The organism is Neisseria sp. HMSC078H04 (assembly GCF_001838135.1).
Lineage (GTDB): Bacteria > Pseudomonadota > Gammaproteobacteria > Burkholderiales > Neisseriaceae > Neisseria.
Window position 1 is genome coordinate 191,188 of the sequence record NZ_KV835852.1, and the last position, 23,156, is coordinate 214,343.

The following is a 23,156-nucleotide window of genomic DNA, read 5'->3' on the forward strand; positions in this document are numbered from 1 at the left end:
TTTTATCAAATAGGTAAGTAGATTTTATTAATTAAGGAAATAGTTGTGAAACCTGATTTTCAAATGAAAACAATCTGTTTGTTATTAGTACTGCCTTGCCAAACTGTTTTTGCAGATACGGGACATCAAGAAGTGGAACATGTAGATATGGATACGGTCAAGGTCAGTGGCAAACGGCAGGCACAAAGGAATACCGAGCGCAGTCAGTCTTATACAATCGGAACGATGGCAACGGCGACTGGCTTGCGTATTTCAGGCAAGGATACGCCGCAGTCGGTGAGCGTAATGACGCGTCGGCAGATAGATGATAAAGCAATATATTCTTTAGAAGAGGCAATGAAAAACACTACGGGAATCAACGTGGTTCGCGATTCGGGTCTACAAACTCGTTTTTTGTCTCGTGGTTTCTATGTTGATCAGATTGGTGAAGACGGTATTACCACTAATGTGTCTGGACGTTCGGGCTATACGGCAAAAATTGATGTCTCTCCGAGCACAGACCTTGCTGTTTATGATCACATTGAGGTTGTCAGAGGTGCAACCGGTCTTACTCAATCCAATTCCGAACCAGGTGGAACCATTAATTTAATCCGTAAGCGGCCAACAGCTTTGTTTAAGCATACCGGTGAAATCAGCACTGACCATAGGGGCAGCAAGCGTTTGGCTTTGGATGTATCTGGAAGCTTGAATAATGAACATACGGTACGCGGTAGGCTGGTTGGTGTTCATGAGGACCACCGTTCTTTTAAAGAGGGTGTATGGAACAAGAAAGACATGGTTTATGGCGTGATCGATACGGATTTGAGTGATAACAGTATGCTGACTTTGGGTGGTACTTATCAGAAAAATAAAGACATTCCCGATTTTGCCGGCGTGATTTTACCTTGTGAGGATCAAAAAACTGCGGCCTTCAGCTCCAGTCCGGCCTGTAACAATCCTTTGAAATTGCCACGTAATACTTATTTGGGTGAAACCTCATGGTCACGCCTGAATGCTGATAAATACAATATTTTTTCCGGTTTCAAACATGTCTTTGACAATGGATGGCAACTCAATGCCGAAATTTCTTATACGCATAATGATTCAGATGCCAAAGTCGGACAATTTTTTCTGAAAAACGAACACGCGGCAGGTATTTCAGCATCTGCGGCAACAGGTTTCCTAACTGAAAAGGGAGAGGTGATCCCTTTTGAGCCTAAAGACAAGGCGTTGGCAAAATTAAAAGAATATCGTGATGGCGTCACGAAAACATATGAAGAGAAAAAAGCAGATTACGTTGCCCATCATTTCGATGCATCTGCTTTTGAACAATATCGCTCCCAAAGGGCGGCAGCACGTCGGGCAGGTTTTGATCAATGTATGCAGGACATTGGTTTGGATTTCCTGTGCAACGACTGGCAGGATCCGGGTGTAGAAGTAGATAAAAAAGAGTTTGTTGATAAGGAGCTTGCAAAGCAAGGCATTATTAACAATGCAGAAGGCCTGTTTCCCAACCGTCTATACGACTCAGCATACAATCTTCGCCACACATACAACCGCCGTTACAACTTCATGCCGTTGCACTATACCAAACATGATGTGCAATGGGGCTTTAAGCTGGATCTGACAGGTAACTACCGCCTGCTTGGACGTGAACATGATTTCTTTGTCGGTTATGCGTATAACAATGAAAAAATTCGTTCTGCTTATACGGAAATCTATCAAAACCGTTATTTTGTCCGTCCTCAAGGTTATGCAGGTGCAGGCAGTTGCGGCATTCATCCCGATGGTCCGGAGCGTAATCCTTTAGAAAAAGGCATTGTCGAACCAGATTGGCATATTTATAACGAAAAAGGTAATAACAAAATCTATGTGCCGGAATGTAGTGGCGCGCATGTTACCAAATATACTCCCCGTTTGGATGCAGAGGGTAAGCCTGTCTGGACAGTCAACGACAATGGTGAGCGCGTAATGGTGCAAGATCCTGTTTACGAATTGGATGCAAATGGAAACAAAATACAGGAGCGGGATGAAGAGGGAAATTTGAAATGGGCAAACCAATATCTGAAAACGCCGCTGTGGAAAACTGTTCAGGTTGCAGATGATCATGTTCCGGCGTTATACAATTATTCGAAATACCTTAACACGAATAAAACACATTCTTTGACTTTCAGTACCCGCTTTAATGCAACCAACCGTCTGCATCTCTTGGGTGGGATGCACTATACGCGCTATGAAACCACACAAACCAAAGAAATGCCTGTACGCTACGGCCAGCCAGCTACGGCATTCCAAACTGAGAGCAGTAACAAAATCGACAAAGAGCATTACACCTCAAAAATGCAAAGCCATAGGTTTACGCCATATGCCGGCATTACCTACGACCTGACACCGCAACAAAGCTTGTATGCCAGCTATACTAAGATTTTTAAACAACAGGATAACGTTGATGTAACCAGCAAATCCGTTCTTCCACCACTCATCGGTACTAACTATGAAATAGGTTGGAAAGGGTCGTTCTTGCAAGGCCGTCTGAATGCTTCGCTTGCCTTGTTTGTCTTACAGCAGAAAAACCGTACCGTTGTCGATTTCGGATTTGTTCCCGATACTAGTCGTAACGGAGGTTCATTCCAAACCATCGCTAAACCTGTGGGTAAGGTTAAGAGCAGCGGTGCAGAACTTGAATTGGCTGGCGAATTGTCGGAAAACTGGCGTATTTTTGTTGGCTACACATATAACAAAAGTAAGTATAAAAATGCTGCAGAAGTCAATGCGGAGCGGTTGGAGAAAAACACGACTGCCGACCCGTATAACTTCAGTAACTTCACGCCGGTACATATGTTCCGCCTCGGTACAAGCTACCGCTTGCCTCAAACTAAATTGACCTTGGGTGGCGGAATATCCGCGCAAAGTCGCACAAGTAGCCTTTACAATATTCGCCAAGGAGGCTACGGACTTATAGATGGCTTTGTTCAATATGACTTCCACAAACACGGCAGAATCAGCCTGATTGGAACTAACCTGGCTGACAGGACGTATTTTGAAAATAACTACAACCGTACGCGAGGTCAAAACAATTTCTATGGCGAACCGCGGACAGTCAAATTGAAATTGGATTGGCATTTCTAGAGTGAATGGGTGATGATTGGGTATGTGAACATTATTGGCCAAATTCCTGATAAAAGTATGGATTGAACATCCTTCTTTTTTGAAAGCTGTTTTCTAACAATGGCTGAAATTGATTCGATAGCCGGCGTATGTTCAAATATTCATTTGTTTCAAGTATTCAGCTTTGAAGGCCGTCTGAAACATTGCGTTCAGACGGCCTTTTTGTTTTCGGATAAAATACAGCAAACTTCAAATCAGCTTCCTTTTAAGATGACGCCAGAAACCCAAAAACAGCTCAAAATCACCGATGTTTCCGCCAAGAAGCTCGACAAACTCAACCTCCATACCGCATGGGATTTGGTGTTGCACCTGCCGTTGCGTTACGAGGACGAGACGCACATCATGCCGATTAAGGATGCACCAATCGGCGTGCCGTGTCAGGTTGAGGGCGAAGTCATCCATCAGGAAGTGACATTTAAACCGCGCAAACAGCTGATTGTCCAAATCGCTGACGGTTCCGGCAGCGTCCTTTTTCTGCGCTTTATCCACTTTTACGCCAGCAATCAGAAACAGATGGCGGTCGGCAAACGCATCCGTGCCGTGGGCGAAATCAAGCATGGGTTTCACGGCGACGAGATGATTCACCCTAAAATCCGTGATGCCGAGAGCAGCGGTTTGGCGGAAAGCCTCACGCCGATTTATCCGACTGTAAACGGTTTGAACCAGCCCACTTTGCGCCGTATTATTCAGACGGCCTTGGACGTTACGCCGCTGCACGACACCTTGCCTGATGCTTTATTAGGCCGTCTGAAATTGCCGCACCTTGCCGAAAGCCTGCGCCTTTTGCACTCGCCGCCGCCGAGCTTCACCATTCATCAACTTTCAGACGGTACGCTGCCTGCATGGCAGCGACTCAAATTCGACGAACTTTTGGCGCAACAGTTGTCCATGCGGCTGGCGCGACAGAAGCGCATCAGCGGCACTGCGGCAGCATTGGGTGGCGACGGTACGTTGACTCAAGCCCTGCGCCATGCCTTACCGTTTGCCCTGACCGATGCACAAGAAAAAGTTGTTTCCGAAATCCGCCGCGATATGGCACAAACCCACCCCATGCACCGCCTGCTGCAAGGCGATGTCGGCAGCGGCAAAACCATTGTTGCTGCTTTGTCTGCTTTGACGGCTATTGAATCCGGCGCGCAGGCGGCTGTAATGGCACCAACCGAAATCCTTGCCGAACAGCACTTCATCAAGTTCAAACAATGGCTTGAGCCCTTAGGTCTTGAAGTCGTCTGGCTTTCCGGCAGCCAGCGCAAAAAAGCCAAAGACGAAGCCAAAGCCAAACTGGCTGACGGCTCTGTCAAAATCGCCGTCGGCACGCACGCCCTGTTTTCAGACGACGTCGAGTTCCAAAATCTGGGCTTAGTGATTGTGGACGAACAACACCGCTTCGGCGTCGCTCAACGCCTTGCCCTTAAAAATAAAGGGCGCGACGTCCACCAGCTGATGATGTCCGCCACGCCCATCCCGCGCACGCTTGCCATGAGTTTTTTCGCCGACTTGGACGTGTCCGTCATCGACGAATTGCCGCCCGGGCGCACCCCGATTAAAACCCGCCTCGTCAACAATATCCGCCGCGCCGAAGTCGAAGGCTTCGTTCTCAACATCTGCCGCAAAGGGCAGCAGGCATACTGGGTCTGCCCGTTGATTGAAGAAAGCGAAACCCTGCAACTGCAAACCGCTACCGAAACCCTCGAGCAGCTTCAGGCGGCATTGCCTGAACTCAACATCGGCTTGGTACACGGGCGCATGAAAGCCGCCGAAAAAGCCGAAGTCATGGCGGAGTTTGCGGCAGGCCGTCTGAACGTCTTGGTCGCCACTACCGTCATCGAAGTCGGCGTAGATGTGCCCAACGCCGCCCTGATGGTCATCGAACACGCCGAGCGCATGGGCTTGGCGCAGCTGCACCAATTACGCGGACGGGTAGGGCGCGGCGCGGCAGAAAGCGTGTGCGTCCTCCTGTTTGCCGAGCCCTTGAGCGAACTCGCCAAAGCGCGGCTGAAAGTCATCTACGAACACACCGACGGCTTTGAAATCGCCCGCCAAGACCTCAACATCCGCGGCCCCGGCGAATTTCTCGGTGCGCGTCAAAGCGGCGTTCCCATGCTGCGTTTTGCCAACCTTGAAGAGGACTTACACCTTTTAGAACAAGCGCGCGAAATCGCCCCTTTGCTGATTGAACAAAACCCTGAAATCGTCGAAGCGCATTTGGCAAGATGGCTTTCCAGCAGGGAAGGTTATTTGGGCGTATAAAATTTGTATGAAAAGAAAAAGGCCGTCTGAAAACAGACGGCCTTTGGTTTGACTGGATAGGGGTTTAGAAACCTTGCGCCAACATGGCATCGGCAACTTTGACGAAACCGGCAATGTTCGCACCATTGACGTAGTTCACTTTGTCGCCGACTTTGCCGTATTTCAGGCAGGATTCGTGGATGTTGTGCATGATGTCGAACAGGCGTTGGTCGACTTCTTCACGAGTCCAAGACAGGCGGATGGCGTTTTGGCTCATTTCCAAACCTGAAGTCGCTACGCCGCCGGCGTTGGACGCTTTGCCCGGAGCGTAGAGGATACCGGCTTTGATAAATTGTTCGACCGCGCCCAAAGTTGACGGCATGTTCGCACCTTCTGCAACCACATAGCAACCGTTTGCCAGCAGGATTTTGGCGGCATCTGCGTCCAATTCGTTTTGGGTGGCGCAAGGCAGGGCGACTTCGGCTGCGATGTTCCACGGTTTTTGGTTTTCAAAGTATTGCAGGCCTTGTTCTTTGGCGTAAGTGGCGACGCGTTCGCGGCGTACTTCTTTCAGCTCGATCAAAGCGGCCAGTTGCGCTTCGGTCATGCCGCTGTCAGGGAAGAGGACAAAGCCGTTGGAGTCGGAAACGGTCAGTACTTTTGCACCCAGTTGGATGGCTTTTTCGGCAGCGTATTGCGCCACGTTGCCGGAGCCGGAAATCAATACGCGTTTGCCTTCGATGCTGTCGTTGCGGGTTTCCAACATGGCTTGGGCAAAATACACGCAACCGTAGCCGGTGGCTTCAGGGCGAATCAGGCTGCCGCCCCATTCTAGGCCTTTGCCGGTCAGGACGGAAGCAAATTCGTTGCGGATTTTTTTGTATTGGCCGAACAGATAGCCAATTTCGCGGCCGCCTACGCCGATGTCGCCGGCAGGAACGTCGGTGTCGGCGCCGATGTGGCGGTAGAGTTCGGTCATAAAGGCTTGGCAGAAGCGCATTACTTCGGCATCGGATTTGCCTTTAGGGTCAAAGTCGGAACCGCCTTTGCCGCCACCCATAGGAAGGGTGGTCAGCGCGTTTTTGAAGACTTGCTCAAAAGCGAGGAATTTCAACACGCCCAAATCGACGGTCGGGTGAAAACGCAAACCGCCTTTGTAAGGGCCGATGGCGGAACTCATTTGAATGCGGTAGCCGCGGTTGACTTGGACTTGGCCTTTGTCGTCCATCCAAGTGACGCGGAACATAATCACGCGCTCCGGTTCAACAATACGCTCAAGCAGGCTTTGTTGGGTGTATTTTGGGTTTTTCGCCAAAAACGGATCCAAACTCATGAACACTTCTTCAACGGCTTGATGGAAGGGTTCTTGGTTGGGGTTGCGTTGTTTAAGATTGGTAAACAGGGTGTTCAGGTCAGTCATTTTTCTACTCCTATTGAGTGAGATATTTCAATATTTATGTTTTGAAATATAGCTGTAAAAATTTTACTTGCCAAGAAAAATTTTACCTAGATTGTTGACATTATTTTTTTACCAATTTGTAAAAATGGAATTATATTTTAAATTTAATTAAAAATATATAAAAATATTTCATTAAATAGATTTAAATAAAAATAAAATGCTGAGTAATTAAACTAGAAAATGTTGAAAATTTTTTTGTAAAAATTTAAGTCAGCTCATAAATTTGTGTAAATTAGCGCTAAATTGTCAACATTGTTAATGAGTGTACTACGCGAATATGGGGAAGGCTGGCCTATTGAAGACAGAGAGGCAGGCCGTCTGAAAATTCGGTACAATACACAAGAAATTCCCACAACACATACATTAAGGAAACACATGAAAGCCTATCACGACCTTATGCGCCATGTTCTCGACAATGGCATCGACAAATCCGACCGTACCGGCACCGGTACGCGTTCCGTGTTCGGTTACCAAATGCGTTTTGATTTGAGTGAAGGCTTTCCGCTGTTGACCACCAAGAAACTGCATCTGCGCTCGATTATTCATGAGCTGCTTTGGTTTCTCAAAGGCGATACCAACATCAAATACCTGAAAGACAACAACGTTTCCATTTGGGACGAATGGGCGGACGAAAACGGGGATTTAGGCCCGGTTTACGGCTACCAATGGCGCAGCTGGCCCGCACCCGACGGCCGCCATATCGACCAAATTGCTAATGTGGTGGAACAAATCAAGAAAAATCCCGACTCGCGCCGTCTGATTGTATCGGCATGGAATCCGGCTTTGGTCGACGAAATGGCCTTGCCGCCTTGCCACGCGCTGTTTCAGTTTTATGTTGCCAACGGCAAACTGTCTTGCCAGCTTTACCAACGCAGCGCCGATATTTTCCTTGGTGTGCCGTTCAACATCGCCAGCTATGCATTGTTGACCATGATGATGGCGCAAGTATGCGGCTTGGAAGCCGGTGAATTTATCCATACGTTTGGTGATGCGCATTTGTACAGCAACCATATCAAGCAGGCTCAGCTGCAATTAAGCCGCAACTTCCGAAGCCTGCCGACCATGAAAATCAATCCTGAAGTCAAAGACTTGTTTGCCTTCAAATTTGAAGACTTTGAATTAGAAGGCTACGATCCGCATCCGCACATCAAAGCAGCCGTATCGGTGTAATCCAAGTTGAAAAACAAAAGGCCGTCTGAAACTTCAGACGGCCTTTTGTTTAGGCAGGTTTATTGACGTTTCGCGCCATAGCCACCGATTAAGTGTTCGGTTGCATCTTTGTTTTTCAAGCCGTAAGTGCCGCCAATTTCTGCAGCATTGGGGCCGTAGAATTTGCCGTTCAGGTTGCCGCTTAACTTGTCATCGGCCGTGCTGACTTTACCGGAGAAGAGGTTGCCGTCTTTCCAGCTTGCCGTACCTTTGAAATCGTAGTTTTTATCTGCTTTGGATACGCGCTTATCATTTTCCAAAGTATGGAAGTGTGAGTTTGATGTTTCAAAACGGACACCTTTGAGGCCGAAATCAACAATAGCCATGACATTGGAAGTCAACTGACGATTGTTATTGTCGGTAACCACATAGGCAGTGGAAATACCTTTGTAGGTGGCTGTACCTTTTGCAGGCAGGGTAGTGAAGACAGTCTCATCACCCAAGCTTTGGTAGCCTTGGTATACATGTCCTTTAGGGTCGGTGTAATGCGCGAAGGTTTGATATGTCCAGCCGGCTGCGGAAGGATCATGCAACACAATTTTGGTGCCGTCATCAAAGTTGATAACATAAACGCCATCGAATTGTTTATCGAAGACTAAGCCATTTTTATCAGTGCGGAAGTAGGCTAACTTATCGCTGTCAATTTTATTAAAGGTTGCCAGACCAGTACGATGTTGCAGATTTTTTTGGTATAAAGAGTCTAATTCTTCAATTTTAGCTTTAATTTCCTTTATTTTGTCATGATCAACTTGACCAGACTCTGAGTTTTGTTCTTTTTTTAGATTTTCTTTTTCAGCTTCTAACTTCTTATAAAGTTCAACAATACGTTCATCCAAAGTTGATTTACCATATGCGAATTCGGTATTTTTCTCTTTGCCTGTTTGTTCGCTGACATCAGTTTGAGTATTGCCTTTTGAATATACTTTGGCAATAACAGAAGCGTAGCTTGTCCATGTAGGTTGGGTTGCGTTGCCATTAGAGGTCTTATTAAATAACACAACGCCGTCCATTTTGACTTCATCATTGCTGTTAAAGTCAATAGAACTGATCAGGCCATTTTGGTTACGGTCTTGATTGTCCGTTTGGAACATTTTGCCTGCGGCATCTCTGCGGATTTGTACGTTAGGGTTGGATTGCTGTGCACCTTTGGAAGAGATGAAATGTGTGTGCAAAGGCTGGCTAACGTTGGCCGGATCGATTGGAGCTTCATCGGTCAGTGCGGCAAGGTTGTCGGCACTGTTAGTAAGCGTAGTAGACGGCGCTTTCGGAGTGTTGGCATTGCTGTTGTTGGTAGGATTACCATTATTGCCAGCAGAGTTGCCGGTATTATTGGTAGGAGTCGCGCCGGTGCTTAAAGCAGATGAACCGCCGCCTCCGCCACCACCGCATGCGGACAAAATGGCTGCGCTGATGGCTGTAAAAACGATGGTTTTAAGTTTGGTTTGGATGTTTGACATGAGATTCCCTGTATAGTTATTCGCTTGATGAAAAGGTTGGAGAGATCGTTTATCTGATTTTTAAACCTTTAATACCTGATAATAACCATAAATCATAAAAAAATAAACAGTTTGTTTGCATTTCTGTACAAAAATTAATCAAAGGGCAGGTGGTTGGGTAGATGTTTTTTTAGTTATTTGTTTTATATGAATTTATTTTGAATATTTTAGTGAGTTCGATAGCTGGTCTGTTTCTTTTTAACAAACTTTACAGACGGCCTTTTGAGGATAAAAAAGCAGTCGGACTTTATGGATGCTTTTCTCTCAACGGATAAGCGTATTTCCGTTAAAATACGTCTTCTTTTCCGATTCGAAACATTGCCATGCGCCTTACCCACATTAAACTTTCCGGCTTCAAATCTTTTACCGACCCGACCACGATTCATGTGCCGGGGCAGCTTGTTGCGGTTATCGGGCCGAACGGCTGCGGCAAGTCGAATGTGATTGACGCGGTTCGCTGGGTGTTGGGCGAGGCTTCGGCGAAGCAGCTTCGCGGCGAGAGTATGCAGGACGTGATTTTTAACGGTGCGGCAACGCGCCGTCCTGCGCCGAGGGCTTCGGTGGAGCTGGTGTTTGACAATAGCGACCACAGTTTGCAGGGGGCGTGGGGGCAGTATGCCGAGGTGAGCATCAAGCGGCAGCTGACGCGTCAGGGCGAATCGACTTATTTCATCAACAATCAGACCGTGCGCCGTCGCGACATTACCGATTTGTTTCTGGGTACGGGCGTGGGCGCGCGCGGTTATGCCGTTATCGAGCAGGGGATGATTTCGCGCATCATCGAAGCGCGACCGGAGGAGTTGCGCGCCTATATCGAGGAGGCGGCGGGCGTGTCCAAATACAAGGAACGCCGCAAGGAGACGGAAGGTCGTCTGAAAGACACGCGCGAGCATTTGCAGCGTTTGGGCGATTTGCAGAACGAGTTGGCGCGTCAGGTGAAAAAGCTGGAGAAACAGGCGGAAACCGCCGAACGCTACAAATCCCTGACCGCGCAGTTGAACCAACAACAGGATTTGCTCGATTACGCCCAATGGCAGCAATCGCTTGCTGCCGCCGACAAGGCGACCGCACAACATCAGTCTTTGCAGGCGCAGCAGGACGAAACTGCCGCGCAGGTTCGGGCGTTAAACGACGAAGTACACGCCTTGCAGACTGCCGAACAGTCGCAGCAGCAGGCAGTACACGAATTGAGCAACAAACGCGGCGTGTTGCGCGAGCAGATTGCCCGTTTGGAAGAACAAATCCGCCATCAGCAAAACCTGCACCAACGCATCGAACGCGACAAGCAGGCGGCGCAGGCGCAGATGCAACGCATCCATCAGGAGCAGCAGCAAATCCGTGTGCAGCTTGAAGAAAACGAGTTGCAGGCGGAAGAAAAGCAAACCGAATTGGCGGAATGGGCGATGCAGGTTGCCGAACACGAAGAGCGTCTGCCCGAATTGGAAGAAGCCCAAGCCACGCTCAATGCCGCCTTCCAAACCCAGCAGGACGAGGCAAACCGCATCCGTCGCGAACTGGCGTTGAAGCAGCAGCAGCTTGCCCATGCCGAACAAACCGTTGCCAAGCACGAAGAGCGCAAAGGTCGTCTGAAACAGGAAAACCAAGCCCTGAACCTGCCCGACGAAGCCGAAACCGCCGCCGCGCAGGAAGCCGCCGTCTTGTTGCAAAGCCAGCAAGAGCATTACGAAGAACAAATCATTGCCGCCGAAGAAGCCTTACACGCCGCCCGCGAAGCGTTTCAGACGGCCTCAAACCGCTTCCAAAGCCTGAAGCAGCAACATATTACCTTGCAGGCGCAGCAGCAGGCGTTGTCGCAAATCCTGTCGCAACAGCAGGAAGCCGCCGACTTCTGGCAGGCAACCGACCACGCCGCCGCGCCGCAACTGTGGCAACACATCACCGCGCCCGCCGAGTGGCAGCACGCCCTGTCCGTCATCCTTGCCGAACGCCTGCACGCCCGTAGCGTGCCGCACGGCTTCGTTCCCCCCGCACCTTTGCCGCAGGGGCAGGCGGCATGGCTTTCAGACGACCTCTCCGGCGGCATCAAAAAATCGCTGCCCGTACAGGCATTGCTGAACCAAATCCAAGCGCAGCCGCCATTTCAGACGGCATTACACCACTGGCTCGACGGCGTATTGTGCGCGCCCGATTTGAGCTACGCCCTCGCGCATCAAAACGATTTGGGCACGCATCAAATCTGGCTCACGCCCGAAGGCCATCAGGTCGATAAAGTCAGCGTCCTGCTCTATGCCAAACCCGCGCAGGAAAGCCTGATTGCCCAAAAAGCGCGCCTCGACGGCATCGCGTCCGAACTGGAAAACCTCGCCCCCGAACTTTCAGCCGCCGAAGCTGCGTTCAAACAGGCGGAGGCCGCCGTGCGCTCGTCAGAAGTGCAACATAAAAACCTGATGCAGCAGCAACAGCAGCACACGCGCCAATACAGTCAGGCGCAGCAACGCGCCGCCGAACTTCTGGCGCGCACCAACCAAGGGCAAATCCGCCGCGAACACATCGAGCGCGAACTGGCGCAGTTGGCGGAAGAGCAGACCGTGTTGCAACACACGTCCGACGGGCTTTCAGACGACATCGTTACTTTGCAGGAAGCCGCCGCCGAACTCGAACACCAACAGCAAACCACCGCGCACAGTCGCCAAGAGCAGCAAGGCCGTCTGAAACAGGCGCAGCTTGCCCTGCTGGAAGCCAACCGCCAATACGGGCTTGCCGAAGTCGCCGTCCACAAACTCAACCAGCAAAAACAAAACTACCAGCAGCAAATCGCACGGCTCGAACAGCAAACCCTGGACTGGCAGGAACGCCAGCAAGAGCTTGCCCTTGCCTATGAAACCGAGTTCCAAAACGATGAGCAGCACATCAAGCTCGACGAGTTGACCGAAGCCGTACAAACTTTGGATGAAGAATACATCGCCGTGCAGGACAAACTCGCGCAGATTCAGGAGCAGGGCAGGGAACAATACGCCCGCGTACAAACCCTGCAAACCAAGCTGCCGCAGCTTCAGGCCGCCACCCAAACAGCCCTGTTGCAGCAGCAGGAAGCCCTGATTAACGCCAAACGCTACCATCAAAACCTGACCGAACGGGCCGCTGATTTGGACGCGCTCGAAGCGTTGGCGAAAGAATCGCCGAAAGTATTGAACAGCAGCATCGGCAGCCTCACCCAGCAAATCGAAGCCCTCGGCGCCGTCAACCTCGCCGCTTTGCAGGAACTCGAAGAAGCGCGCGAACGCGACGGTTATTACCGCAGCCAGAGCGAAGACGTACAGGCCGCCATCACCCTTTTGGAAGAAGCCATCGCCCAAATCGACGACAAAACCAAAGCGCGCTTCAAAGAAACCTTCGATGCCGTCAACGGCAAAGTCCAAACCTTCTTCCCGACCCTCTTCGGCGGCGGCGAAGCCACCCTCAAAATGATAGGTGACGACCTCCTGACCGCCGGCGTGTCCATCATGGCGCGTCCGCCCGGCAAGAAAAACAGCACCATCCACCTCCTCTCCGGCGGCGAAAAAGCCCTCACTGCCATGAGCCTCGTGTTCGCTCTGTTCAGCCTCAACCCCGCCCCCTTCTGCCTTCTGGACGAAGTCGACGCCCCGCTGGACGACGCCAACACCTCGCGTTTCTGCAACCTGGTCAAAGAAATGTCGGCGCAAACCCAGTTCCTCTACATCTCCCACAACCGCCTGACCATGGAAATGGCAGAGCAGCTCGTCGGCGTAACTATGCAGGAAAAAGGCGTATCGCGCGTTGTAGCCGTAGACATTAAACAGGCGTTGGAAATGGCTGAACCGAATTGAGGTAAGAACAAAGGCTGACGATTAAGAAATTCTGATGGCTAGTTACACAATTAAGTGAGCCTGAATGGGGAGAACTTTAATTTTTCCTTAAAGCAATAAAAAGGTCGTCTGAAAACTTTGGGTATAGTTTTCAGACGACCTTTTTATTCACTTCCATTCTAAAATTGTTTGGAAATATCGATAAACAAGCGATGCTGGTTTTGACGGTAATAAAAATGATTGCTGTGGACATGTGTCCAACCCCAGTTCAGGCGCGGAGTAAAGCCTTTCCAGGACAACTTTTTATGACCCGCTGACAAATGGACGTAGGTTTCACGGTCATTTCGTTTGATATTGAAAATATCTTCTGCCTGATAGCGGCGGTACTGTACAGTGGTATTGAGTGAAGTAACAAGCTTGCCTGACTTGCCCCATGCTTTTGTCCAGCCTGCACGCAGATTTTCATATTTATAGGCATCAGAACGGTCACGCGCACTGTTGTATCCTTTTCCTGCGCCAAATACGAAATATTCACCACTCTTACGATAATAGAGGGTTGATATAGAGGCAATATGGTTTGCACCGTTTAAGAATTTTCTTTCTTTATGTTTACGGTAGCCGGACTGCCATGCGCCGAATACTTGCCATTTGGGCGATAACACACGTGAATAGCGCAAAATACCGCCTGATGTATTGGAGTAGGGCTCTGTACCATACCAGCGCTTTTCATAAAATGGCGATAAGGAGACTTCCTGAGTATGATTCCGCCAGCCGGCACCGGTTTCAGCACGCACAGTTAAATCATCATAATCATGCGCATCCCAATAAAATTTGCCACCAGCAGAAAGGTTTTTTTTCCAGACCCAATGTCCATTGAGCGGAGTATTTTTTTGTGCAGAAACATCGTAGGCAATACCGTTTGCTGTACGAGGCGCTTCAAACTCAAAACCTCCGTACACACGTTCGCGCGGCGTTCGGGCAATATTATTGTCGCGAACGTAGGAAATATTACCGTCAAAATTCCAAGATTTATCTTTCTTCAGAAATTTATCAAATTCATTCAAATATTGCAGTGTTGGTTCAGGTAGGTCGGGAGTTTTGCGGACTTCCTGTAACTCTTTTGCTGCGTCACGCATTTTTCCGTCTTGTGAAAGGGTTAATGCCAATTGTAGGCGTACAGGAGAGTAGTCAGGATGATTGGCAAGGATATTCCGAAAATCCTGTTCTGCTACTTTGTACTTTCCATCTGCACGGGAAAGAATTGCATCTGCATAGGAAACCATTGTTTCGTCGTGTCCGGTCATGCGACGGTAGAGTGGCAATAGGAAACGGATGTTGTCAATATTTTGGCGTGCAAGGGCGGTATCCATTGCATCGGTTAAGATTTCAGGTTGTTGGAGCAATTCTTCTGATGACATAGAAAACTGTTGTTGCTCAACCTGATTGTCTTCTTGCAGAGTTTGTTTTTCAGCCTTGCGGATTTGATTATGGTTTAGGTCGGGCTGAATTTCATCGTGTGGTGTTGGTGCTGCTGAGGCATAGTGTACCGCAGCGCATAAAATTAAAGCCAAAGTTGGATAGCGCATATTTTTTATTTCGTTTTGGGGCGTTTGAGCATGGTAAAAATTCTTTCAGACGGCATATTGGTAAAACAAACCGCCCGGCAGATGCCGGACGGTTGAAAGCGGCAGATTATTGTTTTTTCGCGCCGAAAGAGCCTTGGTAAACATTATTCTCATGCTCAGCACTAAAGACACCGCCTAATTCTGCAGCTTTAGGACCGAAGAAATTACCCTTCATACGGATACCATCTTGCTCGCCGCTGAAGGATGAACCGGAAATTTTACCGGAAACAGGAATATCATATACATGGTCAATCAGGCCTGAGATGGTTTTACGGCCGAAATCAACATCAAATTTAGATGCGCCTGTTGTATAAGCTGCACCTTGAAGCAGAATGGCATCACCAACATAAGATGCTTTGCCAGAAGTTGGCATAGCACCTGCACCACTAGTTGGCGTAATACTACCAATGGCAAAAGAGTCATGATGAAGTGTTGTTTGATAAGTAGGGCTAATAATGCCGACAGTTTGTGCACCGAATTGAACATGGCTGTATTTGCGTCCGCTCAAAACAGTCATACGGGTCGACATATTATCTTTGGTAGGGCCAATTTCTCTGTAGAAGAGAAATGCTGCATTGGCTTTGGATAAATCAATTTTACGACCGTCAATGGTAACACTAGCATTCATCTCGCCTTGAGGAGTAACGTATTTTGCAGTGTTATAGGATGCATTTGTTGAAGTCATTGCATTACCGCCAACAGCTGCACTAGGTGTTGGTTGAGATGGAGTAGTCGGTTTAGCCGGAGTTACAGGAGTGGTCGGTTTAGCCGGAGTTTCAGGAGTGGTCGGTTTAGCCGGAGTTTCAGGAGTAGTTGGTTTAGCTGGAGTTGTAGGTTTAGAAGGAGTAATCGTATTAGAAGGGTTGATATCTGGACCGCTCTCACCATTGCTACTACATGCAGTTACCGCGAACAAAGCGGCGCAAACCAAAGCTGTCGTTTTGATTTTTGTATCATAAGTTTGAATCCTTAAGTATTTGAATATCGGTTAAATCTGGTTAATGACTTTTACGGTCAAAAAAATTCTACAACAAATACATACATAAACAAACAGATAAGATAGAAAGTGTAGGAGGAAACTATTAGGGTAATAATGAAATTTAAATATTTCTTTTATGAAATCAAGATATTACGTATTTTGATATTTTTGAATATTTTTTTGATGTTGTAGGAAAGATACAATATATAAAACAAAATGTTATCAAAAATTAAGAGGAATTAAGTCAGGGTAATATGTATAGTCTTACGTAATAGCGTGTCAAATGCTTTTATTTAATAAACTGTTAATAAACTGTTTAGAGTGTGCCTCAAGTTTGTTTATATTTTTTCAGAGATAAATTAATTCTTTGAAAATATTCTGTTAAATTTAAAAGGGCTATATTTTAATCAGATTCAAATTGGGTATATTTGATTGCATTAATAAATCTATTTTATTGACGATTAAAATATGGAGTATTTGAGTAGTTTGGATTTGTTTTATACATGGTGCTTATTTCTATCTAGATGGATAGTGTCAGAGAAGCATGTTTTGAACATGGCAAATTGAAGTGTTTTTATTTTCAATGAAAAACTGCCTTCGTGCATTAAATATGCAGAAGACAGTTTTTTAAGTTGGCTTGCTATATTTGAATTTTTGATAAAAAGGCTTTGATATAAAAGGATTTTAATCTGATATAAATATTATTATTGTTTTGACGTATTATCTTTGGCGCGTTGAGACTGTCCCGAGCGTTGGTTGCTGCGGTTGACGGCATCGCGCCATGCTTTGCGTTCGGCTTCGATTTTGGCGGCTACTTCGTGAACCATGGTTTCTTGTTTTTTGACGGCCGGCTCTTTTGGTGTGTTGTCGGAAAAGTGGAGGCCGTACCACAAGGCGGCGAAAATGCTGCAGACGAAGATAACGGCAATCAGGCCGACGATGGCTTGTTTGCCGGCGAGGGGTTTTTCAGGGGGAGGGACGAGGACGTCAAAGCAGTCGGCGCAATCGAGGGCGAAGCAGACGTTTTCAGCTTCTTTGCGGCCGCGCCGGCCTTCTGTGATGTTGAAGGAGATGTGTTGCCCTTCGGCCGGAAGGCGGGTAAGGGTGGTGAAGGCGGCAAGGGCAAGAAAGATTTCTTGGCCTGTGTCTTCTATGGTAGCGGCGCCGAAGCCGCGCTTGCTGTTCCAGCGAGTAATCGTTCCGTAATAGCGCATAATGTATGTGGGGATATTATTATAGGTAACAGTTTTTCCTTGGACTGATTTTAAATCAAAAAGTTTGGTTATTGTCTTAATTTTACACTAGATTTGTCTTGTTGGAAGAAGGCGGGCCGTCTGAAGGATTTCAGACGGCCTGCATGGTTTATGCCTATTTATTAAACACTTTTTGGAAGGTGTCGATCAGGTGTTGCGCTATGGCTCGGCTGCCGAATTGTTGCAGGCAATCTTGGCGCAAGCGGACGGGATCGTAGTGTGCATGGTTTTCGTAGAGGGTGAGCAATGCTTTGGTCAGTTCCGGTATGTTTTCGATTGGCACCAGCAGGCCGTTGTCGGAAGTGACGATGGATTCGGGGCCGCCGCAGCGTGTGGCGATAATGGGTAAACCTTGCGACAGTGCTTCGATATAGACGACGCCGAAGGTTTCGGTACGGCTGGCGAGGACGAATGCGTTGCTGTGGCGCATGAGGTCTAGGGTTTGGTCGGTAGTCAATGCGCCGGTAAAGGTAACGGCGTGGTTAATGCCCAAGTCGCTTGCCAGTTGTTTCAGACGGCCTTCTTCTGCGCCGCCGCCGCCGATTTTGAGTTTGAGCTGCGGATAGGTTTTGAGTGCTTCGGCAAAAGCAGGCAGGAGCAGGTCGTGGCCTTTGAGGTGGCGCAGGTGGGAGACGCTGCAGAAGGTGAAGTCTTGATTGTTTTTTTCGGGGAACTCGAAATCCTGTTCAAAATTGCCGCCCAGCATATTAGGCAGGTATTGCCAGTCTGTACCGGCGTAGGTTTTTTCGAGAATACGGCAGAAATCACGGCTGACGGCGAACCGGGCCGCGCTGTGGCGCACGGCTTCGTGCATGGACGGCCATTGGTTTTTGCGGACAAGGCCGCGTGAAATGGCGCTGCTGTGTTCGGTAATCACATAGGGAACGCCGTATTTTTTGAAGATGGCGCAGGCCAAAATAGCGGCGTAGTTGACGCAATGGGCGTGAATTACGTCGGGTTTGTCGTTGTCGGCGATATAGGCTTCAAAAGCTTTCATGCCTGCGTTGACCCAGCGGATGCGGTCGATATCGACAACTGGGCAGCGTGGGAAGAAATACATGCTGTCATAGGCGTAAGTGTTGAGCCCGCCTTGCTGATGGCGGCGCAGGCCGTAGAAGCGTGAGAAGATGGTTTTCGGCTGGCTTCTCAAGTAGCGGAACATGGGCACGACCATGCCGATTTTCATGCCTTCGCGTTGCAGAGCTTGGGCTTGGAGACGGAAAAAGATTCCGTCCACGTCGGTTTCGGAAGAAGGATACCAAGAGGGGATAACGACAATATGCATGATGTGTTTTTTATAGAAGTAGATAACGGCGAGGCCGTCTGAAAAGAAAAGATATCTTTCAGACGGCCTTTTGTATATTTAGTTCAATCAGTTGCCGGCAACCGTCATTTTAGAAACCAAGATGGAGCCAATTTGGTTGGACGAGCGGCGTAATGCGTCGTCTGCCACGCCGGTGATGTCGCGGTACATATCCTGCAAACGTCCGGCAATGGTGATTTCCTGAACCGGATAGGCAATGACGCCGTTTTCCACCCAAAAACCGGCCGCGCCGCGCGAGTAGTCGCCGGTAATGCCGTTGACGCCTTGTCCCATCAATTCGGTAACCAGCAAACCTGTTCCCATTTCTTTCAACAGGTCGGCCTGCGTGGCATGGGTGTGGTTCAGATACAGATTGTGCGCGCCGCCGGCATTGCCTGTTGTCTGCATACCGAGTTTTTTCGCGCTGTAACTGCTAAGGAAATAGCCTTCGACTATGCCGTCTTTCACCACAAAACGCGGCTGCGTGGCCACGCCTTCGGCATCGAAATAAGTGCTGCGGAACGAGCGCAGAATATGCGGTTCTTCGCGCAGGCTGAGAAACTCGGGCAGCACCTGTTTGCCGATGCTGTCAATCAGGAAGCTGCTTTGGCGGTAGAGCGCGCCGCCGCTGAGTGCGCCGATAAGGTGGCCGATTAAGCCGACGGCGACAGTGGTGTCGAACAGTACGGGATAGCTGCCGGTCGGAACGCTGCGGCTGTTCAGACGGCGTAAAGTCCGTTCGGCTGCAGTTTGGCCGATGAGTTCGGGCGCGTCCATATCTTCGTGACGGCAGGAAGAATCATACCAATAGTCGCGCTGCATGCCGTGTTCGTCGCTGGCGACCACGCTGCAAGAAATGCTGTGGTGCGTGCTTTGCTGGTGTGCGGCAAAGCCGTGGGTGTTGCCGTAGACGTATTGGTAATGGCCGGTATGAACCGATGCACCTTCGGAATTTTCAATGCGTTTGTCCGTTGACAGCGCGGCCTGTTCGCATTGCTTGGCCAAATCGATGGCGGATTCGGTACTCAAATCCCATTCGTGGTAGCGGTCGAGGTCGCCGATATGGGTTGCCATCAAGGCAGCGTCGGCAAGGCCGGCGCAATCATCTTCGGCGGTATAGCGTGCAATATCGATGGCGGCTTTGACCGTATCTTGCAGGGCGCGTTCGGAGAAGTCGGCCGTGCTGGCGCGGCCTTTGCGTTGGCCGACATAGACCGTAATGTCTAAAGATTTATCTTGTTGGAACTCGATTTGTTCGATTTCGCCCAGGCGCACGCTGACGCTTTGGCCGAGCGACTCGCTGAAATCGGCTTCGGCCGAGGTGGCGCCGGATTGTTTGGCCAAATCCAGCGTGTGTCCGCACAAGCGCAACAGCTCGTCCGGTGTGTGGTTAAACAGCATAAAAAGGTTTCCTGACAGGGTTTTGCGGCATTTTAACCGTTTCAGACGGCCTCTGCAAAAATCGCACGGAAAGGCCGTCTGAAAACTGATAAAATAGGCAGATTCAGAAAATCAGGGAAACACAATGTTTGAACAAGAAGACGAATGGGTCAGCAAAACCCAAATGAAAAAGCAGATGAACGATTTACAGGCTTTGGGTATGGAATTGACCAAACTCTCCAGCGATACGTTGAAAAAAATCGGCTTGGACGAAGAGCTGTTCGAGGCCATCGCCACCTATAAAAAAATCACTTCCAACAGCGCGCTCAAACGCCAAGCCCAATTTATCGGCCGCCTGATGCGCGATACCGACCCTGCGCCCATCGAAGCCTATTTGGCCAAACTGCGCGGCGACAATACGGCGCACAATGCCTTTTTGCAACGCGTTGAGCAGGCGCGTATCCGACTGTTGGCAGACGATGGCGCGATTACCCAATTTATGGCCGATTTTCCGCAAGCCGACGCCGGTAAATTGCGCACCTTGATCCGCAACACCAAAAAAGAACAGGAACAAAACAAGCCGCCTAAAAACTTCCGCGCGCTGTTCCAAGAAATTAAAGCAGTGATGGAGGCCGGTCAATCCGACGCTCCAGAAGAAGGGCAGGATTGGGAGGAATAAACCTCAAGGCCGTCTGAAAACGGATTGCGGTTTTCAGACGGCCTGTATCGTAATGCCGAAGGAGAATGACCATGAAATTTCGCCGCTCTGTACCCGCCTTGTTAATCAGTGCACTAACCCTGAATGGTTGTACTGTCTTTCTTTGGGGAGAGAACAACCCGTTCCATAAAACCACAACCGAAAAAACCGTTGCCAAAGACAATATTCAAGCATTTGGCGTGGTCGCCAAAGACAATACGCAACTGGAAACAGGCAGCCTGGTCATGATGGGCAAAAAATATTGGTTTGTTGTTAATCCTAGAGATTCGGCCAAGTTGAAGGCGGTCTTAGATGTTAAATTGGACAAACAGTTTCAAATGGTTCAGCAAAACCCAAGATATGCGTATAAGGCTTTGCCGGTCGAATTGAAATCCCCTGAAGCGCAAACTTTCCGCTCAAAATTCTGCCTGCGTTACGATACTCAAAAAGCTGTCGAGATTGCCAAGTTGAAACAGTTGGCATTCAAGTCGGTCGAACTCGATGACAAAACTGTCTACACGCGGTGTATTTCTACCGAAGGTCATTATTACGCAACGCCCAAAAATGTTGCTGAAGACCGCCGTTTTGATACTGCCGTCCCGGTCAGAATTTATTATACGGAAACCAAAAAAAGCACTGATGTTCAGAAGTTGACGGAAAATATCCTGCAAACACCATTCACATTGGCTTTGGATGCAGTCGGCGCAGTGATAGCAGTCCCCTATGTCGTAGTCAGTGAAATTATCGATGCTTCACGCAAATAATATCCAAGGCCGTCTGAAAACGGATTGCAGGTTTCAGACGGCCTTCCCCACCTTAAAATAAACGCTTCAAAAATATATTAATTTTCTCTCTATTTAATCCCACATACCATGTCCGTCAAAATCCAAACACGCTCCATTAATCCGACTGTTTTCAACGACTTGCTCACTGCCGGTACCGATCCCTTGATTGCACGGCTATGTGCTGCGCGTGATGTGCAAAGTCCGGCCGAGTTGGACGACAAGCTTGCTGCGCTTTTGCCGTATCAAACGCTGACAAACTGCGAAGCCGCCTCCGGCCGTTTGGCGGATGCGATTGAGCGTCAGGAAAAAATCCTGATTGTCGCCGACTACGATGCCGACGGTGCGACGGCGTGTTCCGTCGGTATGAGCGGTTTGGCGGCGATGGGGGCGAAAGTAGATTTCCTTGTGCCCAACCGCTTTGAACACGGCTACGGCTTAACGCCAGAGCTGGCTGAAATTGCTGCCGAGCAAGGTGTGGATTTATTGGTGACAGTGGATAACGGTATCGCCAGCATTGCAGGCGTGGCGCGTGCGCAGGAGTTGGGTTTGGATGTGATTGTGACCGACCACCATCTGCCTGCCGAGACTGTGCCCGACTGCATCATCGTCAATCCGAACCAAAAAGGCTGTAGTTTTCAAAGCAAAAGCTTAGCGGGCGTGGGCGTGATTTTTTATGTATTGATGGCTTTGCGTGCCGAACTGCGCCGCCGCAATTATTTTTCAGACGGCCTAAAAGAGCCGAATCTGGGCGACTTTTTGGATTTGGTCGCACTCGGTACCGTTGCCGACGTCGTCACTCTAGACCACAACAACCGTATCCTCGTGTCGCAAGGGTTGAAACGGATGCGTTTGGGCAAAATGCGTCCCGGTATCCGCGCCTTGTTTGAAGTGGCGCGACGGGATTGGCGCAAGGCTCAGCCGTTTGATATGGGCTTTGCGTTGGGACCGCGCATCAATGCGGCCGGACGGCTGGACGATATGTCGGTCGGCATTGCTTGTCTGTTGGCGCAAGATGATGCCGAAGCGCAGGAACTGGCGGCGCAGTTAAACAACCTCAATATCGAGCGCCGTGAAATCGAGCAGTCTATGCTGCAAGATGCGCTGAATGATTTTCCCGAAACCCTGCCTTCAGGTCAGACGACGTTGGTGGCGTATCGCGACGATTTCCATCAAGGCGTGGTTGGCATTGTTGCCAGCCGCCTCAAAGACCGTTTTTATCGTCCGACCATCGTGTTTGCGCCTGCCGACAACGGCGAAGTGCGCGGTTCGGGGCGTTCCATTCCCAATCTGCACTTGCGCGATGCTTTGGACTTGGTATCCAAACGCCATCCCGATTTGATTTTGAAATTCGGCGGACACGCGATGGCGGCGGGTTTGAGCATACTTGAACACAATATTCCCGCGTTTCAGACGGCCTTTGAAGAAGCCGTGCGTGAGATGGTGTGCGAAGACGATTTGTCGCAAACCTTCATCACCGATGGCAGCCTGCCTGCACGCGACATCACGTTGGAACAGGCGCAAAACCTTGCCCGACACGTTTGGGGGCAGGGCTTCGCGCCGCCGAGTTTTACCGACGAATTTCACGTCATCCGCCAGCAGCCTCTAGGCGCGGAAGGCAAACATAAAAAAGTCTGGCTGCAAAAAGACGGCTACGAATTTGAAGCCATGTTCTGGCGTTGCAGCGAAGACATTCCCGAATACATCCGCACGGTGTACCGCCCCGTTGCCAACGAATGGCGGAATAATCTCGAATTGCAGCTTTATATCGACTACTGGGAAGCCGCGTAAGCAAAGGCTGTCTGAAAA

14 protein-coding genes are annotated in these 23,156 nt (G+C 49.3%); 7 read left to right on the forward strand and 7 right to left on the reverse strand.

Going from position 1 to position 23,156, the window contains the following annotated elements:
* Positions 1 to 63 precede the first annotated feature (63 nt).
* Both HMPREF2560_RS09655 and recG read left to right on the forward strand, forming a co-directional pair.
* Positions 64 to 3,108: a TonB-dependent siderophore receptor gene (locus HMPREF2560_RS09655; protein WP_070607914.1), complete on the forward strand. Its 3,045-nt coding sequence runs from the start codon at positions 64 to 66 to the stop codon at positions 3,106 to 3,108.
* A gap of 249 nt (positions 3,109 to 3,357) precedes the next feature.
* Positions 3,358 to 5,397 carry an ATP-dependent DNA helicase RecG gene (gene recG / locus HMPREF2560_RS09660; protein WP_070608087.1) on the forward strand — a complete coding sequence of 680 codons (2,040 nt, stop codon included), beginning with the start codon at positions 3,358 to 3,360 and terminating at the stop codon, positions 5,395 to 5,397.
* Between the two features lie 64 nt (positions 5,398 to 5,461).
* Here recG and gdhA read toward each other — a convergent pair whose 3' ends face one another.
* Complete coding sequence (gdhA, locus tag HMPREF2560_RS09665; RefSeq protein WP_003745850.1) at positions 5,462 to 6,796, reverse strand: NADP-specific glutamate dehydrogenase; 1,335 nt, start codon at positions 6,794 to 6,796, stop codon at positions 5,462 to 5,464.
* 414 nt (positions 6,797 to 7,210) lie between these two features.
* Here gdhA and HMPREF2560_RS09670 point away from each other — a divergent pair, with 414 nt between their 5' ends.
* The gene (locus HMPREF2560_RS09670) at positions 7,211 to 8,005 is read left to right on the forward strand and encodes a thymidylate synthase (RefSeq protein ID WP_070607912.1); all 795 of its coding nucleotides are present in this window, start codon (positions 7,211 to 7,213) and stop codon (positions 8,003 to 8,005) included.
* Between the two features lie 59 nt (positions 8,006 to 8,064).
* Here the strand turns inward: HMPREF2560_RS09670 and HMPREF2560_RS09675 are convergent, their stop codons facing one another.
* The gene (locus tag HMPREF2560_RS09675; protein ID WP_070607911.1) at positions 8,065 to 9,501 is read right to left on the reverse strand and encodes a transferrin-binding protein-like solute binding protein; all 1,437 of its coding nucleotides are present in this window, start codon (positions 9,499 to 9,501) and stop codon (positions 8,065 to 8,067) included.
* A gap of 362 nt (positions 9,502 to 9,863) precedes the next feature.
* Here HMPREF2560_RS09675 and smc point away from each other — a divergent pair, with 362 nt between their 5' ends.
* Positions 9,864 to 13,349, forward strand: coding sequence for a chromosome segregation protein SMC (gene smc / locus HMPREF2560_RS09680; RefSeq protein ID WP_070607909.1), 3,486 nt, complete (start codon positions 9,864 to 9,866; stop codon positions 13,347 to 13,349).
* A gap of 158 nt (positions 13,350 to 13,507) precedes the next feature.
* Here the strand turns inward: smc and HMPREF2560_RS09685 are convergent, their stop codons facing one another.
* The 5 genes from HMPREF2560_RS09685 to pmbA all read right to left on the reverse strand — a co-directional run bounded on the left by HMPREF2560_RS09685 (position 13,508) and on the right by pmbA (position 19,889).
* Positions 13,508 to 14,914, reverse strand: coding sequence for a surface lipoprotein assembly modifier (locus HMPREF2560_RS09685; RefSeq protein ID WP_070607908.1), 1,407 nt, complete (start codon positions 14,912 to 14,914; stop codon positions 13,508 to 13,510).
* Positions 14,915 to 15,020: 106 nt separating this feature from the next.
* Complete coding sequence (locus HMPREF2560_RS09690; protein WP_141755469.1) at positions 15,021 to 15,884, reverse strand: transferrin-binding protein-like solute binding protein; 864 nt, start codon at positions 15,882 to 15,884, stop codon at positions 15,021 to 15,023.
* A 752-nt stretch (positions 15,885 to 16,636) separates the two neighbouring features.
* Positions 16,637 to 17,146: a cold-shock protein gene (locus HMPREF2560_RS09695; protein WP_070734645.1), complete on the reverse strand. Its 510-nt coding sequence runs from the start codon at positions 17,144 to 17,146 to the stop codon at positions 16,637 to 16,639.
* A 154-nt stretch (positions 17,147 to 17,300) separates the two neighbouring features.
* Positions 17,301 to 18,470 (reverse strand): glycosyltransferase, encoded by a 1,170-nt coding sequence (locus HMPREF2560_RS09700; RefSeq protein ID WP_070734643.1) that lies wholly within the window; start codon positions 18,468 to 18,470, stop codon positions 17,301 to 17,303.
* Positions 18,471 to 18,557: 87 nt separating this feature from the next.
* Entirely contained in the window at positions 18,558 to 19,889 is a 1,332-nt protein-coding gene (gene pmbA / locus HMPREF2560_RS09705) for a metalloprotease PmbA (RefSeq protein ID WP_063067937.1), read from the reverse strand.
* Between the two features lie 124 nt (positions 19,890 to 20,013).
* Between pmbA and yjgA the strand changes: the two genes are divergently transcribed.
* The 3 genes from yjgA (at position 20,014) to recJ (ending at position 23,138) form a co-directional block, all read left to right on the forward strand.
* A complete protein-coding gene (gene yjgA / locus HMPREF2560_RS09710; RefSeq protein ID WP_049335475.1) occupies positions 20,014 to 20,547 on the forward strand; it encodes a ribosome biogenesis factor YjgA in 534 nt (177 codons plus the stop codon).
* A 71-nt stretch (positions 20,548 to 20,618) separates the two neighbouring features.
* Complete coding sequence (locus HMPREF2560_RS09715; protein WP_049335476.1) at positions 20,619 to 21,329, forward strand: hypothetical protein; 711 nt, start codon at positions 20,619 to 20,621, stop codon at positions 21,327 to 21,329.
* Between the two features lie 108 nt (positions 21,330 to 21,437).
* The gene (gene recJ, locus HMPREF2560_RS09720; RefSeq protein ID WP_049335478.1) at positions 21,438 to 23,138 is read left to right on the forward strand and encodes a single-stranded-DNA-specific exonuclease RecJ; all 1,701 of its coding nucleotides are present in this window, start codon (positions 21,438 to 21,440) and stop codon (positions 23,136 to 23,138) included.
* Positions 23,139 to 23,156 lie beyond the last annotated feature (18 nt).